19 protein-coding genes are annotated in these 17,921 nt (G+C 56.8%); 5 read left to right on the top strand and 14 right to left on the bottom strand.

Features of this window, described 5'->3' with window-relative positions; all coding sequences use genetic code 11:
* Window positions 1-2: 2 nt before the first annotated feature.
* From ABLU67_RS16505 to ABLU67_RS16555, 11 genes are all read right to left on the bottom strand, one after another.
* Entirely contained in the window at window positions 3-764 is a 762-nt protein-coding gene (locus tag ABLU67_RS16505) for an SDR family oxidoreductase (RefSeq protein ID WP_014229444.1), read from the bottom strand.
* Between the two features lie 11 nt (window positions 765-775).
* Window positions 776-2,314: an FGGY-family carbohydrate kinase gene (locus ABLU67_RS16510; RefSeq protein ID WP_049079371.1), complete on the bottom strand. Its 1,539-nt coding sequence runs from the start codon at window positions 2,312-2,314 to the stop codon at window positions 776-778.
* Between the two features lie 20 nt (window positions 2,315-2,334).
* Window positions 2,335-2,886, bottom strand: coding sequence for a glycerol-3-phosphate responsive antiterminator (locus ABLU67_RS16515; protein WP_348852387.1), 552 nt, complete (start codon window positions 2,884-2,886; stop codon window positions 2,335-2,337).
* 14 nt (window positions 2,887-2,900) lie between these two features.
* Window positions 2,901-3,692 (bottom strand): phospho-2-dehydro-3-deoxyheptonate aldolase, encoded by a 792-nt coding sequence (locus ABLU67_RS16520; RefSeq protein WP_004851066.1) that lies wholly within the window; start codon window positions 3,690-3,692, stop codon window positions 2,901-2,903.
* 314 nt (window positions 3,693-4,006) lie between these two features.
* Window positions 4,007-4,147, bottom strand: a complete 141-nt coding sequence (locus ABLU67_RS16525; protein WP_004851064.1) for a hypothetical protein — start codon at window positions 4,145-4,147, stop codon at window positions 4,007-4,009.
* Between the two features lie 239 nt (window positions 4,148-4,386).
* On the bottom strand, window positions 4,387-5,307 hold the full coding sequence (locus ABLU67_RS16530; RefSeq protein WP_025106272.1) for a carbohydrate kinase: 921 nt from the start codon (window positions 5,305-5,307) through the stop codon (window positions 4,387-4,389).
* Complete coding sequence (locus ABLU67_RS16535) at window positions 5,304-6,674, bottom strand: hypothetical protein (RefSeq protein WP_046877984.1); 1,371 nt, start codon at window positions 6,672-6,674, stop codon at window positions 5,304-5,306. The genes ABLU67_RS16530 and ABLU67_RS16535 overlap by 4 nt, the downstream gene beginning before the upstream one ends.
* Before the next feature lie 77 nt (window positions 6,675-6,751).
* Entirely contained in the window at window positions 6,752-7,771 is a 1,020-nt protein-coding gene (locus ABLU67_RS16540; RefSeq protein WP_025106274.1) for a hypothetical protein, read from the bottom strand.
* Entirely contained in the window at window positions 7,758-9,290 is a 1,533-nt protein-coding gene (locus ABLU67_RS16545) for a sugar ABC transporter ATP-binding protein (RefSeq protein ID WP_064378185.1), read from the bottom strand. Before ABLU67_RS16545 ends, ABLU67_RS16540 begins: the two co-directional genes overlap by 14 nt.
* 65 nt (window positions 9,291-9,355) lie before the next feature.
* Complete coding sequence (locus ABLU67_RS16550; RefSeq protein WP_014229437.1) at window positions 9,356-10,309, bottom strand: ABC transporter substrate-binding protein; 954 nt, start codon at window positions 10,307-10,309, stop codon at window positions 9,356-9,358.
* A 297-nt stretch (window positions 10,310-10,606) separates the two neighbouring features.
* The gene (locus ABLU67_RS16555; protein WP_048262879.1) at window positions 10,607-11,626 is read right to left on the bottom strand and encodes a LacI family DNA-binding transcriptional regulator; all 1,020 of its coding nucleotides are present in this window, start codon (window positions 11,624-11,626) and stop codon (window positions 10,607-10,609) included.
* Between the two features lie 366 nt (window positions 11,627-11,992).
* Here ABLU67_RS16555 and ABLU67_RS16560 point away from each other — a divergent pair, with 366 nt between their 5' ends.
* On the top strand, window positions 11,993-12,619 hold the full coding sequence (locus ABLU67_RS16560; protein ID WP_014229435.1) for a DUF1062 domain-containing protein: 627 nt from the start codon (window positions 11,993-11,995) through the stop codon (window positions 12,617-12,619).
* Window positions 12,620-12,808: 189 nt separating this feature from the next.
* Window positions 12,809-13,417, top strand: coding sequence for a DJ-1/PfpI family protein (locus ABLU67_RS16565; RefSeq protein WP_025106277.1), 609 nt, complete (start codon window positions 12,809-12,811; stop codon window positions 13,415-13,417).
* Window positions 13,418-13,550: 133 nt separating this feature from the next.
* On the opposite strand, the gene ABLU67_RS16570 is transcribed toward ABLU67_RS16565, so the two are convergent.
* The 3 genes from ABLU67_RS16570 to ABLU67_RS16580 all read right to left on the bottom strand — a co-directional run bounded on the left by ABLU67_RS16570 (window position 13,551) and on the right by ABLU67_RS16580 (window position 15,252).
* Window positions 13,551-13,943, bottom strand: a complete 393-nt coding sequence (locus ABLU67_RS16570) for a VOC family protein (RefSeq protein ID WP_070596124.1) — start codon at window positions 13,941-13,943, stop codon at window positions 13,551-13,553.
* Window positions 13,944-14,080: 137 nt separating this feature from the next.
* The gene (locus ABLU67_RS16575) at window positions 14,081-14,653 is read right to left on the bottom strand and encodes a DUF1349 domain-containing protein (RefSeq protein ID WP_004851043.1); all 573 of its coding nucleotides are present in this window, start codon (window positions 14,651-14,653) and stop codon (window positions 14,081-14,083) included.
* Window positions 14,653-15,252: a dienelactone hydrolase family protein gene (locus ABLU67_RS16580; RefSeq protein ID WP_025106279.1), complete on the bottom strand. Its 600-nt coding sequence runs from the start codon at window positions 15,250-15,252 to the stop codon at window positions 14,653-14,655. The genes ABLU67_RS16575 and ABLU67_RS16580 overlap by 1 nt, the downstream gene beginning before the upstream one ends.
* A gap of 209 nt (window positions 15,253-15,461) precedes the next feature.
* On the opposite strand from ABLU67_RS16580, the gene ABLU67_RS16585 reads away from it, so the two are divergent.
* From ABLU67_RS16585 to ABLU67_RS16595, 3 genes are all read left to right on the top strand, one after another.
* Window positions 15,462-16,370 (top strand): LysR family transcriptional regulator, encoded by a 909-nt coding sequence (locus ABLU67_RS16585; RefSeq protein WP_122116782.1) that lies wholly within the window; start codon window positions 15,462-15,464, stop codon window positions 16,368-16,370.
* 98 nt (window positions 16,371-16,468) lie between these two features.
* Window positions 16,469-17,065 (top strand): NAD(P)H-dependent oxidoreductase, encoded by a 597-nt coding sequence (locus ABLU67_RS16590; protein ID WP_064357396.1) that lies wholly within the window; start codon window positions 16,469-16,471, stop codon window positions 17,063-17,065.
* 21 nt (window positions 17,066-17,086) lie between these two features.
* Window positions 17,087-17,887 (top strand): carboxymuconolactone decarboxylase family protein, encoded by an 801-nt coding sequence (locus tag ABLU67_RS16595; protein WP_049079773.1) that lies wholly within the window; start codon window positions 17,087-17,089, stop codon window positions 17,885-17,887.
* Window positions 17,888-17,921: the final 34 nt, after the last annotated feature.

Genomic DNA, 17,921 nt, shown 5'->3' on the forward strand with positions numbered 1-17,921 from the left:
AATTAACGCATCAACATACCGCCGGTGACATCCAGAGTCGCTCCCGTCATATAGCTGGTTTTCGGAGAGACCATGAAGACGCCGATGTCGGCAATTTCGTGCGGCTGGGCTACCCGGCCCACCGGAATACGGCTGACGTAATAGTCAGGATTCTGCTCAATGTTTTTACGGATCATCGCGGTATCCATAATGCCGACGGCGATGTTGTTGACATTGATTTTCTGTTTCGCCACCTCGCGCGCCAGCGAGATAGAAAATGCCACCAGGCCCGCTTTACTGGCCGCGTAATGCGCATGACCGGTGGTCGAACCGTGGAAGGCCGCCTGAGAAGTGATATTCAGAATGCTGCCGGCCCGATCTTTCGCCAGGCAGTGGTTGACAAACAGCTGGCTCAGGTGGAAAACCGCCTTCAGGTTGACGTTCATCACGCTGTCCCACTCCTGCTGGGTGATTTCAGTGACGTAGCCGCTTAGCCAGATCCCGGCATTGTTGACCAGAATATCGGCGTTCCCCAGCCGCTCAATGCAGGTCGCGAACAGATTCTCCCGGCTTTGCTCATCGGAAAGATCGGTTTTCACCGCAATAATCTCGACGCTGGCGCTATTTTTTACCGTATCGATCAGCTGCTCCGGGCGCTCCTCATCACGCATATAGGTGAAGCAGATGTTGACCCCTTCTCTGGCGAGGGAAAGGACAAACTCTTTGCCCAGTCCCGTTGCGCCGCCGGTGACGATAGCCGTGCGGTGGTGTAAATTCAGATCCATACTTTCCTCGCTTAATGCGTGATGTAGTTACTGCAGCTTTTCCACGGAGACTGCATTTCCGATAGCAGATTTTTGTAGAGCTGATACTTATCCTGATAGACCTTGTTGTTGTCCGGGTTCGGCGTGACCGTTCGCGAAACGTGAACCATCTCATTTGAGGCGGCAAAGACGTCATCAAACCAGCCAACCATCACCGCGGCGGTCATCGCGGTGCCCAGCGTGCCGTGCTCTTTCACGTCGACAATCTCCAGAGTGGACTGGAAAATATCGGCGAATATCTGCAGCCAGACCGCAGAGTTAGTGACGCCGCCCGCAATCCGAATGGTGCGGCTTAGATCAGGGTTGATGTTGCGCAGACGTTCGGTGTGATAAAGGTGGCTGAAGGCGACCCCCTCGTAGATAGCGCGCAGAAAATGCGCTTTTTTATGGAAGCTATTCAGGCCGATAAACCCCGCGGAGGCGTCCGGGATGGTGTTGGAGCCGAAGACAAACGGGAAGAACAGCAGGTGGCTCTCGGCGGGCGTTGTCGTGGAGACCAGATCATTGCACAGATCGTAGACTGACGATCCCTGCGCCGCCGCGGCGGTGCGATCGCCTTCCATAAAGTTATTGATAAACCACTCCAGATTACTGGCGGATGTGGGGCTGGCCTCGGTAATTAACCATTTGCCCTCAATCGGATAAATCGAGGTCATAAAGAGATCCCGGTCGATAACCGGATGGTCGGTCACGTATTCATTGATGCTCCAGGTGCCGGTAATAATCGCCAGCTTATCCAGCGTATTGATGCCGGAAGCGACGGATGACGCCGAGATATCAAACACGCCGCCCGAGACCGGCGTTCCGGCACACAAACCGGTTAGCTGCGCGACGTCGTCGGTAATGTAGCCGCAGCAATCGGTGGAGCGTTTAATGGGCGGAAGCTTGTCGCGCAGATCGCCGAGCCCCCACCAGGCCAGCAGCGAGGCATCATAGTCACGGTCGCGAACGTTGATCAGGTTAGTCCCTGAGATATCGGTAAGTTCGAGAAAGGCTTCGCCGGTCAGATAAAAACGAATCAGATCTTTGACCATGAATATGTAGCGCGCGTTGTTCAGCGCTTCAGGCTCGTTCTCTTTCAGCCAGGCGAGGAGGGCGACGGGCTGGCCTGCCCAGATGGACTGCATGGTTTTGGGCAAAATGTCGCTGACAAACGTCGGGTCGCGGTACCACTTTTCAACCCAGCCCTTAGCCCGGCTATCGGTGGAAATGATCCCGTTGCGCACCGGGGCGCCCGCTTCATCCACCATATACAGCCCGTTGCCGTGGCCGGTGACCGCCACGCCTTTGATCTGGCTGGCGTCGATCCCCGACTGCGCGAGGGCCGTTTTAATGACTTCAACGTTGGCCGCCCAGAGTTCGTTGATATCTCGCTCGGTGTGAAATTCCTTCGGGGTCAGCATTTGCGTTGACTTCGACGCGCTGGCCACCACGTTGCCGGCGCGATCGTAAATCGCCGCTTTTGTGACGGTGCCGCCGTTATCAATGCCCATGACGTAGTGTTGTTTCATTGGCGTGGACTCCTTATGCGTTACCATAAACCGGGTTCGCTGGTGGTAATGCCTTTAAATCCGGCATGGAAGATTTTATCTACAAGGTATTTCCGCTTTACAAAGCCTCCGGCGATGAATATCACGTCAAAGCCTTTTAAATTCCGGCTAATCAATTCCAGGCACTGGCAGGCATATTCAGCAGGTAAGATTTCAATAGCATCTGGCGGGTTATGCTTAACAATATCGATGGAGTGATCCAGCGAACGCGAGTCGATGAGCAATACCCGGAAGATAGTTAACAATCCCTCTTTTTTGGCATAGCGTAGGGCCGAGAGACTCGACGAAATAACACCATCAACCTTGTAGTAATTTTTGAGCAGACTGATCCCCGCCTGGTCGGGTTTAAAACCGCCCAGTAGCTCCAGGTGAATAAGCACTTTTTTGCCGCGCTGATGGCATTTGCCAATCAGCGATTGCAGGTTGCCGATATTTGCTTCGGACAGCAGTACGTATTCTGATGCGCAGGCCAGCGCCTGTTCAAAATGTTTATATTTTCTGACGGAAGGAATGATGGTGTTATTTAAGAACATATTAATATCCGATGTTATTTAGCCATGTAGAGGCTGTAGGCATCTTCCGCTGTGGCATTTTCATGGATGATGGCGTTCAGACCTGCTACTACTTTTGCCGGCTGTGGGTCCTGAGTAATATTGCGGCCCACCGCCACGCCTTTTGCACCCACCTGCATACAGTGCTGCACAAATTTAAAATAACCGTCGATGCCGGTTTTCGGGCCGCCCAGCGCGAGTACCGGCACGCCGGCCGCTTCGACGATAAGCCGATCATCTTCGGTACCGGTAAAGCGGGTTTTGATCACGTCAGCCCCCAGCTCAACGGCGATGCGGGCCGAGGCGGCGATAACGGCCGGGTTGTTGGAGTCGTCGCTGGTCACGGGATAGCCGTACGGCAGGGATTCCACGATCAGCGGCACGTTCCAGCGATCGGCGGCCTGCGCCAGCTGCATCGCCATGATGTGCGTTTTCTCTTCATTGAACGCGCCGGGGAAGGTCATGCACACCACGCCTTCCGCAGCCACTTTCAGCGCATCCTCAATGGAAAAGACGGGAGTCGTATCGGGAACGGTATTATCAAAAATATTCACTGTGCTATCGACGCGTAATACAACGGGAACGCAATTGAAAACTTCGCGGAAATTTTTCAACATGCCATAAGTGACCAGCGCGCAGTCCAGGCCGCTTTCAACAAGGGCCGGAAGCTGATTTATCGTATTATCAATACCATTTGTTTTGCTTGAAAAATAGTAGCCATCCAGCGCCAGCGTGACGGATTTACCATCTTTTGCGAAAATGCGAGAGAGACGACGTTCTTTAGACATTTTTTGACTCCTGAGATAGAAAAAAACAAAAAAGGCCCTCAGAGACTTTCGTCTCTGAGGGCCTTCGATTCACTTACCCTTTTGATAATCGTTCAGCAATCCAAACCATTATCAATTAATTTTTCAGCCTGACGGGTAGGGTTTAAATGCTGTTTAATTTAAATCCGTTCCCTTGCTTGAATTAATTACTAGCATGCCTGCGTTCTTTTTGTCTAGCCGTTATTGATAAACTGAGATGCTTATCACGAATTAAACTTGAGTTTAATCTTATCGGCGCTTGCGAATTTGAACACCAACAGCCGATTTTATTGTGCTTATGCTAAGAGTAAAAACTCTATCGTCAACTGCGCCAGCAGCAGCAGCAGGGCAATCAGCGCCAGCCATTTCGCCGGACGCAGCTTATGCTGCGGAATAGAGGTATTACGCAAACGCACGAACCATGGATTGTTTTTCATTATTGACGTCCTGTCCCTGATGTCTGTTAACGGGATCGACAGAAACTGAATGACGATCTAATTAGCTGATATTAATGGATTAGTCGGCAATAACCCATGAATAAATGAAGCTGGTTTAGCTTTCATTCAATAATTGGGACTCAAATCATATACAACATAAATCAGGATAAGGGTCCGTCAATAAACGCTGTTTCAGACCCTCATCTGGCTGTCGGTTGCTGACAGAGCGTCCGCTGTCTTCAGAGTTCATGATCCCAGGGCGGGTTAGCGCCCGGCCTGGAAACCGTCACCGCGGCGGCGCGCATCCCCAGATCCACCGCCTGGCGAACCTGCTCACGTGACAGTGTCACTAGTTTCTCCTTCTCCAGGAGCCCGGCCTGCGAGAGGCTGGCGAGAATACCGGCATTCACCGTATCGCCCGCGCCGACGGTATCGGCCACCGCTACGCGAATAGCGGGCACATGCAGATGAAAATCAGCGGTCCAGGCATCAGCGCCGTCAGCGCCGCGGGTGACCACGATGAGCTTCGGCCCCCGCGCCAGCCAGCGGCCTATCACCTCATGCTCTTCGCCGGGTTCGGCAAACCACGCGAGGTCCTCATCGGAAAGCTTGACGATATCCGCCAGCGCAATCATGCGCCTCATGCGCGCCAGGTGTTTCTGCCGGTCCGGAATGAAAATTTCACGAATATTAGGGTCGAGGAACATCACCCGACGCGGCGCTTCCCTTACCATCAGCGCTTCATAAACGCTGCCGCACGGTTCGGCGATCAGGCTGATGCAGCCGAACAGAACGGCGGAGACGTCATCCCCGAGCGTCGGCAGGTCGTTTTCAGTCAGCATTCGACCGGCGCTATTCTCATCGTAAAAGGTATAGCGGGCCTGACCGCCTACCAGCCTGACGAAGGCGAGGGTGGTGGGCAGCGGCGCGCGGGTTGAGGGCGAATAATCCACGCCGGAGGCGTCAAGCGTGTGGCGCAGCATGTCACCCATAAAATCGTCCGATAAACCGGAAAACAGCGCGACCGCCATCCCCTGGCGACCCAGGGCGACGGCGGTATTGAACGCCGCCCCGCCAACGCAGGGAGTAAAGGCGGGGGCGTTCTCGCGGCTCCGACAGGGCAGCATATCGATGAGGGCTTCTCCGCAGCAGAGGATCATGGCTTTTCTCCCCGGCTCACCGCGACCACCGGCGGGGTTTCCAGCCGATCGGCTACCTGCATCCAGTTTTCGGCAAAACGTCCGCAGGCGGTCTTGATATCGACGCCGACGGGGAGCTCCGGACACTCGTTTTCGCCGTTGCTGCCCCAGTTAACCCATCCTGACTGGCGGCGCTGGACTATCTGAAACGCGCCGGAGGGGCGGGAGGTCCACCAGATCATCGCCCGGCCGCTCGCTGAATCATACTCGACGGTTTTACTGGCCGGCCCGGGAAAGATGGTTTCATCCGCGACGGCGGAAACGTCAACGGGCGAATCGGTCAGCAGCCATTCCCGCTCGGTGAGATCGGCTCTGCGATGCGCCCGGGCGCGAACCTGGCTCAGCCGTTCGCGAATCTCCGCCTCATCGAGCACGTTCTCCCAGCGGCAGAACATCCGCCAGTAGAGATCCCAGTGGGCGGAGGCCATATCGGCGAGCTGTTCGCGGAATTCGGTAAATTTCGGGCTCTGGTTTTCCGAGGTGGTGACGGTATTGGCCACCATGGCGACCAGCTCTTCGGCATAGGGGTCGCCCGCGCGATAGCGGGTGCCGCCGTACGCCGCGAAGCGATCGAACAGCAGTTTTCCCGGGCCGCTCTCAAATTCGTCGCCGACGGTGATCTTGTTGGTCACCGAACGGCCGTTAATCACCGTTGAAAAATCATCTACGCAGTAGCGCCGCTGAAACCAGGGCGTGTTCCAGCTAAATTTCCAGTCGATGGAGAAACGTTTACCGCGCAGCTCCGGTAATAATCCGTCGGGGATCGCGCCGCGCATGCGGTAGTGATGATAGACCGGGCCTTCCTCGAGGATCTCAATATCAACGAGGGTATGCTCCGGCGGGTTTATCAGCCCATTTTCCGGGGTGAAAAACGGGCCGTAAAACCCGCCAATGGCGTTATTTCCGGAAGGAAGCAGCTCGACGTTGTCCTGCAGCGCGCGAAAATGGCGCAGCCCCCACTTGGATGCACCGACGCCCTGGGCGGTTCCCCGACACATTTCCAGATCGAAACAGCCGGTATTGAGACGGACAAAACAGTCCTTTTCCCGGCCAGGCAGCCGGTGGATACCGGCGATTTCACCGACTTCCGCCGCCGTGAGCGGGCGGTCAAGCCGCATCTTGAGGGTACCGCTGAAGCTGACCGTCGCGATAAAAGCGGTACTGTTTTGCGTCGACTCATGGGTGAGGCGCTGGCAAAGGATCCGCTGGTCCTCGCTGGTGATTGCCCACCACAGGGGCTCCTGCAGTTTCTCCGGGAGAGTAAACGTAATCGGTTCGCGATCACGGGTACCGTTCATCGGGTCCGTCAGCGTAATGTGATATGTCATGAGGGTATACTCCATTAAAATTTAAGCGTGCGAAGACCCGCCGCCAGCGCGGCGGATAAACAAAGCGTCAGGGAAAGCTAGCGGGTACGGGCGATCTCTTTTTTCCGCCAGAAGGTAAACAGCTCCGGATGCTGCTTCAGCCCGTCAATCGCCACGGCAAGAATGATGACGATGCCTTTAATCAATAGCTGGGTGAAAAAGGGCACGCTCAGCAGAATCAGGCCGGTGCTGAGTACGCCAAGAATAATTGACCCAATCAGGGTGCCGATAATCCGCCCGCGTCCACCGGCGAGGCTGGTGCCTCCCAGCACCACCGCCGCAATGGCGTCCAGCTCATATCCCGTACCCGCCGTGGGCTGGGCGGAAATCACCCTGGCGGCGAAGATAATTCCCGCCAGACCCGCGCAGACGCCGGCAATCATGTAGACCGCCGCCAGCACGCGTTTGACCCGTACGCCGGCCAGGCGCGCGGCCTGGGCGTTGCCGCCGACGGCATAGATATGACGGCCGAACCGTGTGCGCTCAAGAATGAACCACGCCAGCAGATAAACAATCAGCATAATAATGACCGGCACGGGGATACCGGCAAAATAGCCATTTCCCAGCTCGCGGAAGCTCAGGCTGCTCGACACAATAGGCTGCCCTTCGGTAATGGTGTAGGCCATACCGCGCAGGAAGGTCATCGTGCCGAGAGTGACGATAAAGGGCGCGAGAGCGAGATAGGCGGTGAGCACGCCGTTAAGCAGACCGCACAGTGCGCCCACGCCAACGCCGGCCAGAATCGCCAGCGGCGCAGGGAGCCCGGCCATCGCCGCGACCACTGAGACTACGCCGGAAACGGCGACGATTGACCCGACGGATAAATCAATGCCGCTGGTTAAAATGACGAAGGTCATGCCCGCCGCCAGAATAGCGTTGACGGAAATCGAGCGGGCGATATTCAGCAGATTATCGACGCGGTTAAAGTTTGGCGCGAAGGTGGACATCAGGATCAGCAGCACCAGCAGAACGATTAAGATCCCCACCCGATCCCACCATTTCGCAAAATCAAACGGCGCTTTGACCGGCAGTTCCGTCACAGGTTTATTGTTGTCCATGGCATTCTCCGGATTGACTGGTAAAGGTTCCTGTTGCGTGCAGCATCACTTCTTCTTCCGTGGCTGAAAACGAGGGTAACTGATGAACGATTCGCCCGCCGCGCATGACCAGCACGCGGTCGCTAATGCCGATGGCCTCCGGTAAATCGGAGGAGATCACCAGAATGGCTTTCCCGGCGCGGGCGAGCTTGTCGATCAGTTCGTAGATTTCCCTTTTGGCGCCGATATCCACGCCGCGGGTCGGTTCATCGAGAATAAGCAGCCTCGAATCGCGCAGAAGCCAGCGCGCCAGCGCCGCTTTCTGCTGGTTTCCGCCGGACAGGGCGCTGACGGGCAGTTCAACCGCATTTTCCCGCAGCCGCAGCCTGCGCATCTGCTCAAGGACGGCGGCGCGAATCGTCTTGCGTTTCACCACGCCGCCGGCGACAAAGTTATCCAGCGAGCTGATATCAATGTTGTGCTCAACCGAATGCCCGAGAAACAGTCCCTGAGTTTTGCGGTCTTCGGTCACCATCCCGATACCGTCGGCGATAGCGGCGGTGGGGTCTGCCGGATTGCTCGTCCGGCCGTCAATGCGCACGCTTCCCCGGGTGCGCGGGTCGGCGCCGAAGAGCAGGCGAGCGACTTCAGTTCGCCCGGAGCCCACCAGACCGGACATGCTGACCACTTCGCCCGCGTTGACCTCAAAGGAGACCGGGCCGGTCGCACTGCCTGCCAGGTCCCTGACTTCCAGCAGTACCTTGCCGGGCGTACGCGGCTCGTGCTGATAGAGATCGACGATTTGCCGGCCGACCATCATGCGGACGATATCGGTGGTTGAGACGTTGCCGAGGATTTCCGTGCCGATCCACGTGCCGTCCCTGAAGACCGTGACCCGGTTTGCCAGCTGCCATACCTCTTCCATGCGGTGCGAGATATAGACCATCCCGACGCCATCCTGACGCATCTGCTCGATCAGCCGGTATAGCTGGAGAGTCTCCGCCCGCGACAGGGCGGCGGTCGGCTCATCAAGCACCAGCACTTTGGCGTTTTCGCTGACGGCGCGGGCGATCTCGACCATTTGCTGACGCCCGATACTCAACGAGCCGAGCGGCGCCTGCGGGTCGATGTCCGCGTTAATCCGATCCAGCTTCTCTCTGGCCTCCCGGTGCATCCGTTTGCGATCGAGAATACCGGCGAAAGCGGTCGGTTCCTGGCCGAGAAACAGGTTTTCCGCCACCGTCATATCGGGAACCGTATTCAGCTCCTGGTGGATAATGGCGATGCCATATTTGCGGGCATCCCTGGGCGTGCGAATATCAATCTCCTGCCCGTCGATAAAAATAACGCCGCTATCGCGCTGCTCGTTACCGGAGAGGATCTTCATCAGCGTGGATTTGCCCGCGCCGTTTTCCCCCATCAGGGCATGGACCTCTCCGGCGAATAAATCAAAGCGTACGTTGTTCAGCGCCAGGGTCGCGCCGTAGCGTTTTGAAATCCCTTCCAGCCTGAGCAAGGGAGGTGATGTTGTATCGGCCATTGTCTTTGCCCTCCGGGATGAACCTGAGCGTCATCCCGTTTTTGCCTCTTAAAGTGACGAAGTGATTACCAGCCCGGATAGCTGTCGACGTTATCGCGGGTGACCAGTACGCTGGGGATCAGGACGGTATGGGAGGCGATCGGTTTGCCGTCGACCATATCCTGAGCAAGCGTGATGGCCTGGCGCACCATTTCGCCCGGATTTTGCGTTGCGGTACCGATAAACGGCGAGCCGCTGCGCTTAAGTTCTTCAACCGCTTCCGGGCTACCGTCGACGCCGGTAACTTTGATCGCGCCCGCTTTGCCCGCCTGTTCAACGGCCAGTACCGCACCGAGCGCGGAAGGATCGTTCATGCCGAAAATACCGGCGACGTCCGGATTGGCCGTGAGCATGTCGGTGGTCACCATCAGGCCGGAAGCGCGGTCGTTGCGCGATGCCTGCTGGCCGACGATTTTGATATCCGGGTATTTTTGCGCGACGTTTTTACAGCCTTTGATGCGGTCGATAATGGTCTGAATCGGCGTGCCATCCACCAGCAGCACTTTGCCTTTGCCGCCCATCTGGCTGAACAGGTATTCGCAGGAGGTTTCCCCGGCCTGGATGGCGTTGGTCATGATCGCCGCGTCTGCGCCTTTCGCGGGCGTATCGACCGCGATAACGATAATTCCGGCGGCTTTTGCCCGCTGAATGGCCGGCTCGATCCCGGACTCATCGACGGCGGAAATAATAATGAGATCCACTTTCTGCTGAATAAACGCGTCAATCTGCGTGTTCTGGTTTGCCAGATCGACCTGCGCATCCTGTACGTTAAGGGTTGCGCCGATTTGCGCCGCGGCCTGCTTAGCGTTCCTTTCCATTGCCGAGAAGAAGGGGTTGGACATGTCCTGCACCATTAAGCCGATGCGGGAGATTTTTTTGCCATCCTGCGGCGCGGCGCTGGCTGCGGGAATAAACCCTGTCATGGTGGTGATTACCGCGCTAACCGCGACAGCCAGCCATGCTTTGCGAAGTTTGGTCATATTCTGCTCCTTTCATTATCGTGTGGTATAAGGTACGGCCAGGTGTGGGGAAGCCTCAGAAATAATCCCCTGATGTTGTTTTTCGGTAGCGACTGAAATTCAGCCGTTATTTACATCGCTAAAATGATGAGCGCGTATAGCACGCCGTAGCCCGCTTTTTTGTCGGGTGGCGCCTTACCCGGCCGACGAAAACCGCAAGCGCCGTTTCTGTCGGCCCGTGCAGGGGAAGCGCCGCCGGGCAATGCCGTCCGGGCGATACGTTGTCAGCAATCTCAATTGTCTCTTTTTAATGGTTATTTATTTTCTACAGCCGCAGGACTGGCGAATAACCAGTTCGGCGGGAACTTTACGCTGGGTATTAATTTCTCCTTTTCCTTCCGGATTAATTAACTGGATAAGCATTTCAGCCGACTGCCTGCCAATCTCTTCGCTGTTTTCATTGAGCACCGTTAGCGGCGGATTTAATAGCGGCGCCCAGTCGAATTCATCGTAGGCGATAAGCGCCATATCGTCGGGGATGGCTATCTGGCGCTGCTGAAGCTGTTTAAGTGAACCCAGCAGAATAGGGTTGTTACCGGCAATGAGCGCGTCCGGCAGCGATGTCTGGCGGTCCAGGTATCGGCTCAGGGTGTCCGCAGCCGACTGCGCGTCGTTCTCCGTTTCGACAACTTCAAGCGTTGCGCCGCAGCGCTCCGCGGCCTCGCGAATACCGCGCTCGCGTTCAAAACGCGTGGTCCAGCGGTCCGGGTAGATGAGGAGCAGCCAGCTTTTATAGTCGTGCTGCGCCAGATGGGTCCCCACCAGCAGGCTGGCCTGATAATTGTCGGTCGTGACGCTGGGAAAGTTGTGCTCGCCGCGGGGAGGTGAGTCAACGAAGACGACCGGAATATCCCATTTCGCCAGCAGGCTCAGGCTTTCCGGCTGAAGCGTCACCGTCGAAATGATCCCGGCCATTCGCGACTCGATCAGGCGGTTAATCATGCGATCTTCCTGCGCGCGGTCGTAGGTACCGTTGACCGCGATATCGCCAAGCACTACGGTCCACTGCGACGGCTGCAGCATCTGCTGAATACCGGACATCAGGTTGAGGTAGTAAGAGTTCGAGGCATGGGCGGTAATCACCGCCACCGAGTCCCTGCTTGAGCGGCGTAGCGCCTGGGCCGCGCGGTTAGGTACGTAGCCGAGTTCTCGCGCCACTTTTAAAATCAGCTCCCGGCTGTCGTCAGCAACGCCATCGCCACCGTTTAGCGCGCGTGAAACGGTAAACATAGAAAATCCCGTCGCTTCACTCACATCCCGCATCGTTGCTTTACGCATATTTCGCTCTCTGTATTTATGAAATTACCCGCGATACAGACGGCTATTTCCTTGACCTAAACGTTTATGAGGCTAAACATAAACGTTTAGGTTTGTTTGATCAGTGAGCCGCTTCTCGTTTTGTGAACAGAAGGTAAACAACGTCGTTTGTGAATGATTTCTATGTATTTATTGATTTAATGCATATTTAGCCCGCTTGCCGCTTTGCTACTCTTGAACGCATTCATTCACGGTCAGACAGGGTCGTCGCGTTGGAAATCTTTTTTTAACCCACTGAAAAGTATTCTCTAAATATTTTTCACATCGCAAAAATCACGGTCCGTTTTCGACGGATCCGCTTTTGTATGGGTTAAAAAAAGGTTCACCATGAAAATTACATGGAACGTCAGGCCAGTCGGCTATCAGCTGATTAGCAAGCGCTGCCCCGCCTGTCATGGGCAGCAGGATTTCACCCCGTCCGGCGCCTTCCGGGTCAACTCGCAAAAAAAAGTGCTCGATGTCTGGAGTATCTATAAGTGCGTGCGCTGCGCGTATACCTGGAACATCAGCCTGTTCTCGCGTTTGCCCGTCAGCAAAATCAATCCGCAGCTCTACGCGCGACTTATCGCTAACGATAAATCTGCCGTCGAGGCTTACTCTCACGATCCGGTCGTTCTGCGGCGTAATCGCGCGGCGCTATCGGGTACGCCTGACTTTGTGGTTCAGGAACGCTGGCGCATCAACCTTGTTCGCGCTTCTCAGGTGAGGGTGGATGTCAGAGTCACGCGCGCCTTTCAGACCAGCCTGCTGTCGGTCCTGAGACGAGCGCTGCGGCTTAGCGGTAGCGCGATCCGTCAACGTCTTCAATCGGGAGATATCGTCGGTATTACGCTGAAAGAACTGCGGGCGCCCAGGCTGCGGCCGGAGGGATATACGCTGTACATCACGAGGGAGGTTCTCCTGGCGCGCAGGCCTATTTCATTAAACGCGGGCTCAGCGCGCGGGAGACGATAGCTATTGCCCCGGATAGTTTTCTATCCGGGGAGCTGACTCGCAAAAATCGATTCGGGTTGCCGCAAGGGGCAAAATAGCCTTGCCTTTTATACTGTGAATTTATACAGTTTTTGGCGGCAGTACGGCGATAGTGTCCATCGGTACCCCGGATGCTGCGACGGCAAATTCTGTTAATAAAAGGAGAGTGCGATGTCTATGGATACGCGTAAAGAAGTGCTGTTTGTCCTCATCCAGGAGTACGCCGACTGGGAGTTCGCGCTGCTGGCACCGGGGCTGCGCCGCGGGTTTGGCGTATGGGAACCGCGATACGAAGTCAGAACCGTGGCTGCCGATGAGGGGCCGGTGAGGTCAATTGGCGGGGTGCGCTGCCTGCCGGATTATACCTTCGAGACGATACCCGATGATTACGCCGCGCTGGTGCTGGTGGGCGGAATGAACTGGTGGGGAGAGGAGGCCCGGCGGGTTGTACCTTTGGTAGAACAAGCGCAGGCCCGGCAGATTGTGGTAGGCGCGATATGCGACGCTTCGGCCTTTCTTGGCGCGCATGGCTTTCTCAATGATGTCGACCACACCTCGAACGGGCTGGCCTACCTGCAGAGCCGGGCGGGGTCAGCCTACAGCGGCGCCGCGCGGTACAGAAACGTGCCTTCGGTTCGCGACGGTAACCTGGTGACTGCCAACGGCGTTGGCTTTGTGGATTTTACCTGCAATATGCTGTCTGCCTTAAAGGCGGCCCGCCAGCAAGAGATCGAAGCCATGAGGGAGACGTTCAGGTCGGGAATGTTTACGGAAGGCTGATGCAGACAAGGCCGCGATTTGCATGGCCATTTGCCGAAATCGAATCATCTGGCTGAGAGCATCCGTCGAGATATTGAGAGATGCGCAGGGTTTCGCCATGCGCTAACCCTGCCTTAACTTTCCGGCGTGGGGCTTAGTCTGCGTTTGCGTAATAAACAAACGCCAGCTTATTGCCGTCCGGATCTCTGACGTAGGCGCTGTGGAAACCTTCACCGTACTGCGGGCGGTGTCCTGGGGCGCCTTCATCACTTCCTCCCAGGCGTAGCGCCAACTGATGCAGCTGCTGAATATGCTCAACCGAACGTGCGTTCAGGGCCACCATAGCGCCGTTGCCCGCTGTTGCCTGCTGCTGGTTGAACGGTTTGCCAATGCACAGCCCGATGGTGCGGTTTCCGCTGAATGTCCCCCACGATGCGCCTTGCTCGCTGCGGCCGCTCCGGGGCTGCCCCAGCATCTCCATCAACGGGTCGTAAAAACGAATCGCGCGCGGCAGATCGTTAGTGCCGAGCATGATGTAGGAAAACATGACTCCTCCTCATTTTTCGCCTGAAGGTTGCTGCTGCCAATCTAGCAGCAAGGCGCGAGCACGGGCAGCCCGAGGAGCCAGAAATCATACCTCCGTCGCGATTCTTCAGCGATTTTGCCCGCGCGCGAGCCGACTGCTCAGCTCAGATCGTGCAAATCTTTATCATTCGGCGGCAGCAGTGATATCTGGTCGAAAGTAACCCGCAGGCCGCTGCGCTGCGGCGTGCAGCACATGATGCCGACCTTCGCCGCGCCGCCCGGAAAAGGGCACAGCCGCAGCAGCGGCCACAGTTGGCCATCCGTTGAATACTGCAGGCGCAGCGCTTCTCCGCGGCGGGTCAGACGCAGCCAGAACTCACCGGGGTCGCCCGGGAAAATACCGGTTGCCCAGTCTGATGTTCCCTGCGTCAGTACGCTACCGATAGCGGGCGCGCCGTCGTTGTACTCAATACCGGCCTTAATCCAGCGCCTGGCGTCCTGCATTAACATGATCCCTGCCTGGTCATACAGCGTACTGAAATCTGCTCGCACCCTTACCTGAAAGGTGAAGTCCCCCGCGGCTTCCGTGGCGTAGATATGCCCGGAAAAACGCTCAAACCCGTACCAGGTTTCGCGCCAGAAGTCGGTTTGCGCATCGGTGACGACGCGCAGTTCGCCGTCCTCTTCTGACCATGTCGCGGGTTCGTTAATCCATTGAAATATCTGATGCATCAGGCCTCCTGTCTTTGCTGAATAAGCGTTAAAAACCGCAGCGTGTCTTCGTCCGCCTGCTGCGCAAGGCGCGCATCCCACGCCGGACTGTCGGCATCGCAAAAGCCGTGCTGCGCATTGAACATCCGGCAGGCCACGGAGGGATATTTCTCCAGCTCGTTTTGCAGGGCGCGGGGATCGAACGCCGGCTCATGGCGGGCGAGAATCACCTGCGTTGGGCACGGAGGCGCCGCATCGCAGTACTGGCGGATCCGTGAACCGTAGTGGCAAACCGCACCGTCGCAGAGTCCGCTTCTGGCGGCCAGCCAGGCTAAGGTGGCGCCTACGCTGTAGCCGATAAGGATTAGCGTGCCGTATTTCGCTCTTAGCTCGGCCAGCAGCGACACGATGGCGGCGGTATCAAATCCGACATTATCGGAAAAGTGGCGCCAGGCCTGCTCCTGCTGCTCATAGGCGAACGGCGCAGAGTGAGGGAAAAGCGCTGGCGTGTACGCATCGAAGCCGCGGCTGCGCCAGGTCGCGGCGGATCGCTGAATATGCGCGTTGATGCCGTAGATTTCATGCAGCAGGACGATGGCTTTATCGCAATCAGGTAACATACATGCGCCTCTGGCGGATAAAATGGGTTTATCTCCGGTCGGAAGGTCAGTTTATCAAGGCTGACGCCTGTAGTATAAACATACCGCCCGGAAGATTGCTCGTGCATCCAGGTCTTTGATTTTCCTGGTCGGATCAACGTCACGATACGCCATCACATCAAAGTAACGTTGTTTTTTCAGCTTAAAGTCTATCCAGTTAGCGAGACCGTATGAATGTAACCCGTGCCGACATGGCCGATCTTGTCTATTTTTTCGCCATAGCCCGCCATCAGAGTTTTAGTAAAGCTGCCGTTGAACTTGGGGTGAGCGCATCGACGCTGAGCCACGCGATCAAGGGATTTGAGGCGCGGCTGGGCGTGCGTCTGCTGAACCGCACGACCAAAAGCGTTTCCCTGACGGCGGCAGGCGAGAGTCTGGCCAGCACGGTAAGCGAGCCGCTCGCTTCAATCGATGTCGCGATTGAACAGCTCAACCAGTTTCGCGACTCGCCTGCGGGACATATTCGGCTCAACGTCGCCGTCGAGGCGGCCACGCTGCTGCTGGCCCCGGTCCTGTCTGTTTTTGCTGAACGTTACCCCGATATTGAGCTGGATATCGTGGCCAGCAACCGCATTGTTGATGTAACGGAAGCGCGGTTTGACGCAGGGATCCGCTATGGCGGAACCGTGCCTGAAGATATGGTGGCGCAGCGGCTGTCCGCCGATGTGCGCTGGGTGGTCGCCGCATCCCCGGAATATCTTGCCCGCTTTGGCGAGCCCCGGCATCCTCACGATCTTCAACAGCACCGCTGCGTCAGCAATCGTCTGGGAAACAACCGCATTTATAAATGGGAGTTTGAACGTGGCGAAGAGCAGCTCACCGTCAAAGTACCGCCGCTGTTAACGGTCGATCTGGCGGAGACGGGCGTGGTGGCCATTCTGCAGGGGTTTGGCCTGATGTACCTGCCGGAACCGCTTATAGCAGAGCACGTCAGCGCAGGGCGCCTGCGTCTGGTGCTGACCGACTGGGCCTCATACGGACCGGGATTCTATATCTATTACTCCAGCCGTCATCAGGTTCCCACCGGGCTGCGCCTGTTAATCTCCCTTGTGCGGGAAATGAAGCCGCTCGGTCTGTAGTCCGATTGATGAAAATAACTCACAGCCCCATTCGATAGCGAGGGCTGGCTCCTTCTTATTCCGCGCCTTACCCTGTGGCAAAAGAGAAGGAGAGCTTGATGAACTATTCGCACCGCTGTATTCCCGGTCTGTTCTGGCTTTTGGCCGTCATCGCGTTTCTGTTTAGCTTTACCTCTACCAGCCGCGCGGCAGAGGCTAACACGCTGGTTATCGTCTCTCATCCGTATCCCGAGCAATCGGTCATGACCAAAGGTCTTGAGGCCGCAGCGCAAAGCGTACCCGGCGTGACCGTACGCAATCTCGAGGCGCTTTACGGTTTTGACACCCGAAATATCAATGCCGATGAAGAGCGACGGCTCATGCGGGAACGCTCGCGCATCGTTTTTATCTTCCCGACCCACTGGTTCAACATCACCCCGATGATGAAGGCCTGGTTGAACGATACCTGGGGCAGCGTAGGGCCGGGAGTATGGCAGGGCAAAGAGATGCTGATTGTCACGACGGCCGCAGGCGGTGACGCGACATACGGCGAGACCGGGCGAACGGGCGTCAGCCTGGCCGACGTCTTTACGCCAATGAAGGCCAGCGCGCTGCATGCGGGAATGACCTGGCTGCCTCCGCTGGTTTTTCAGCGCGCCAGCCGCGATCAACTGCCTGAATACCAGCGTCAACTGGTGGAAAGGCTGAAGAATTAACGTGTCGGAAAGGTGTTCAGGATGAAAGCTTTTATTGCCGTAGCTGCAATGTCGTTAATGCTGGGCGCGCCAGCCCTGGCAGAAGAAAAAAGAGGTGAAAAAATGGCTCCACGTAGTCCATCCGTATTGTCCGCTGAGGATATTCAAACCGTCGCGCCGGCGCTTGCCCGTTTCGGCAGCGAGGTGCTGATAGGGGATCTCTGGCAGAGAACAGAACTCTCGCGTCGCGACCGCAGCATCGTGACCGTGGCGATTCTTATCGCCCGTAATCAGCCGGCGGAGCTAAAACATAACGTTGAAGTTGCTCTGGATAACGACGTCACGGCGGCTGAAATCTCAGAGATCGTCACGCATCTGGCTTTTTATTCCGGCTGGCCCAACGCGATGGCCGCCGTTGCGGTGACGAAAGATATTTTTGTCGCGCGCGGCATTGGCCGCGAGCAGCTGGCTGCTGCCTCCCCGGAGCTGCTCCCTCTTAATCAGGCGGTGGAGAACCAGCGTTCAACAACCGTAGAACAGAACTTCGGCGCGATTTCCCCTGGACTGGTGAAGTTTACGACTCAACCGCTGTTTCTTGACCTGTGGCAGCGACCGGGGCTGAAGCCGCGCGACCGCAGCCTGGTCACGGTCAGCGCGTTGATTGCCGCCGGGCAAAGCGCGCAAATTGGCTACCACCTTAACCGGGCGATGGATAACGGCCTCACCGCACAAGAGGCGGGGGAGATCGTTGCGCATGCTGCTTTCTATGCCGGCTGGCCAAATGCCTTTTCGGCGGTAGCGGTGGTGAGTGAAGTCCTGCGCGCTCGTGGCCTGGCAGGGTGAGCGGATGTTCAACTCTCTTAGCGCCACGCTATAG

The sequence above is a fragment of the Klebsiella sp. GN_Kp190 genome (assembly GCF_040061795.1).
GTDB classification, from domain to species: domain Bacteria; phylum Pseudomonadota; class Gammaproteobacteria; order Enterobacterales; family Enterobacteriaceae; genus Klebsiella; species Klebsiella michiganensis.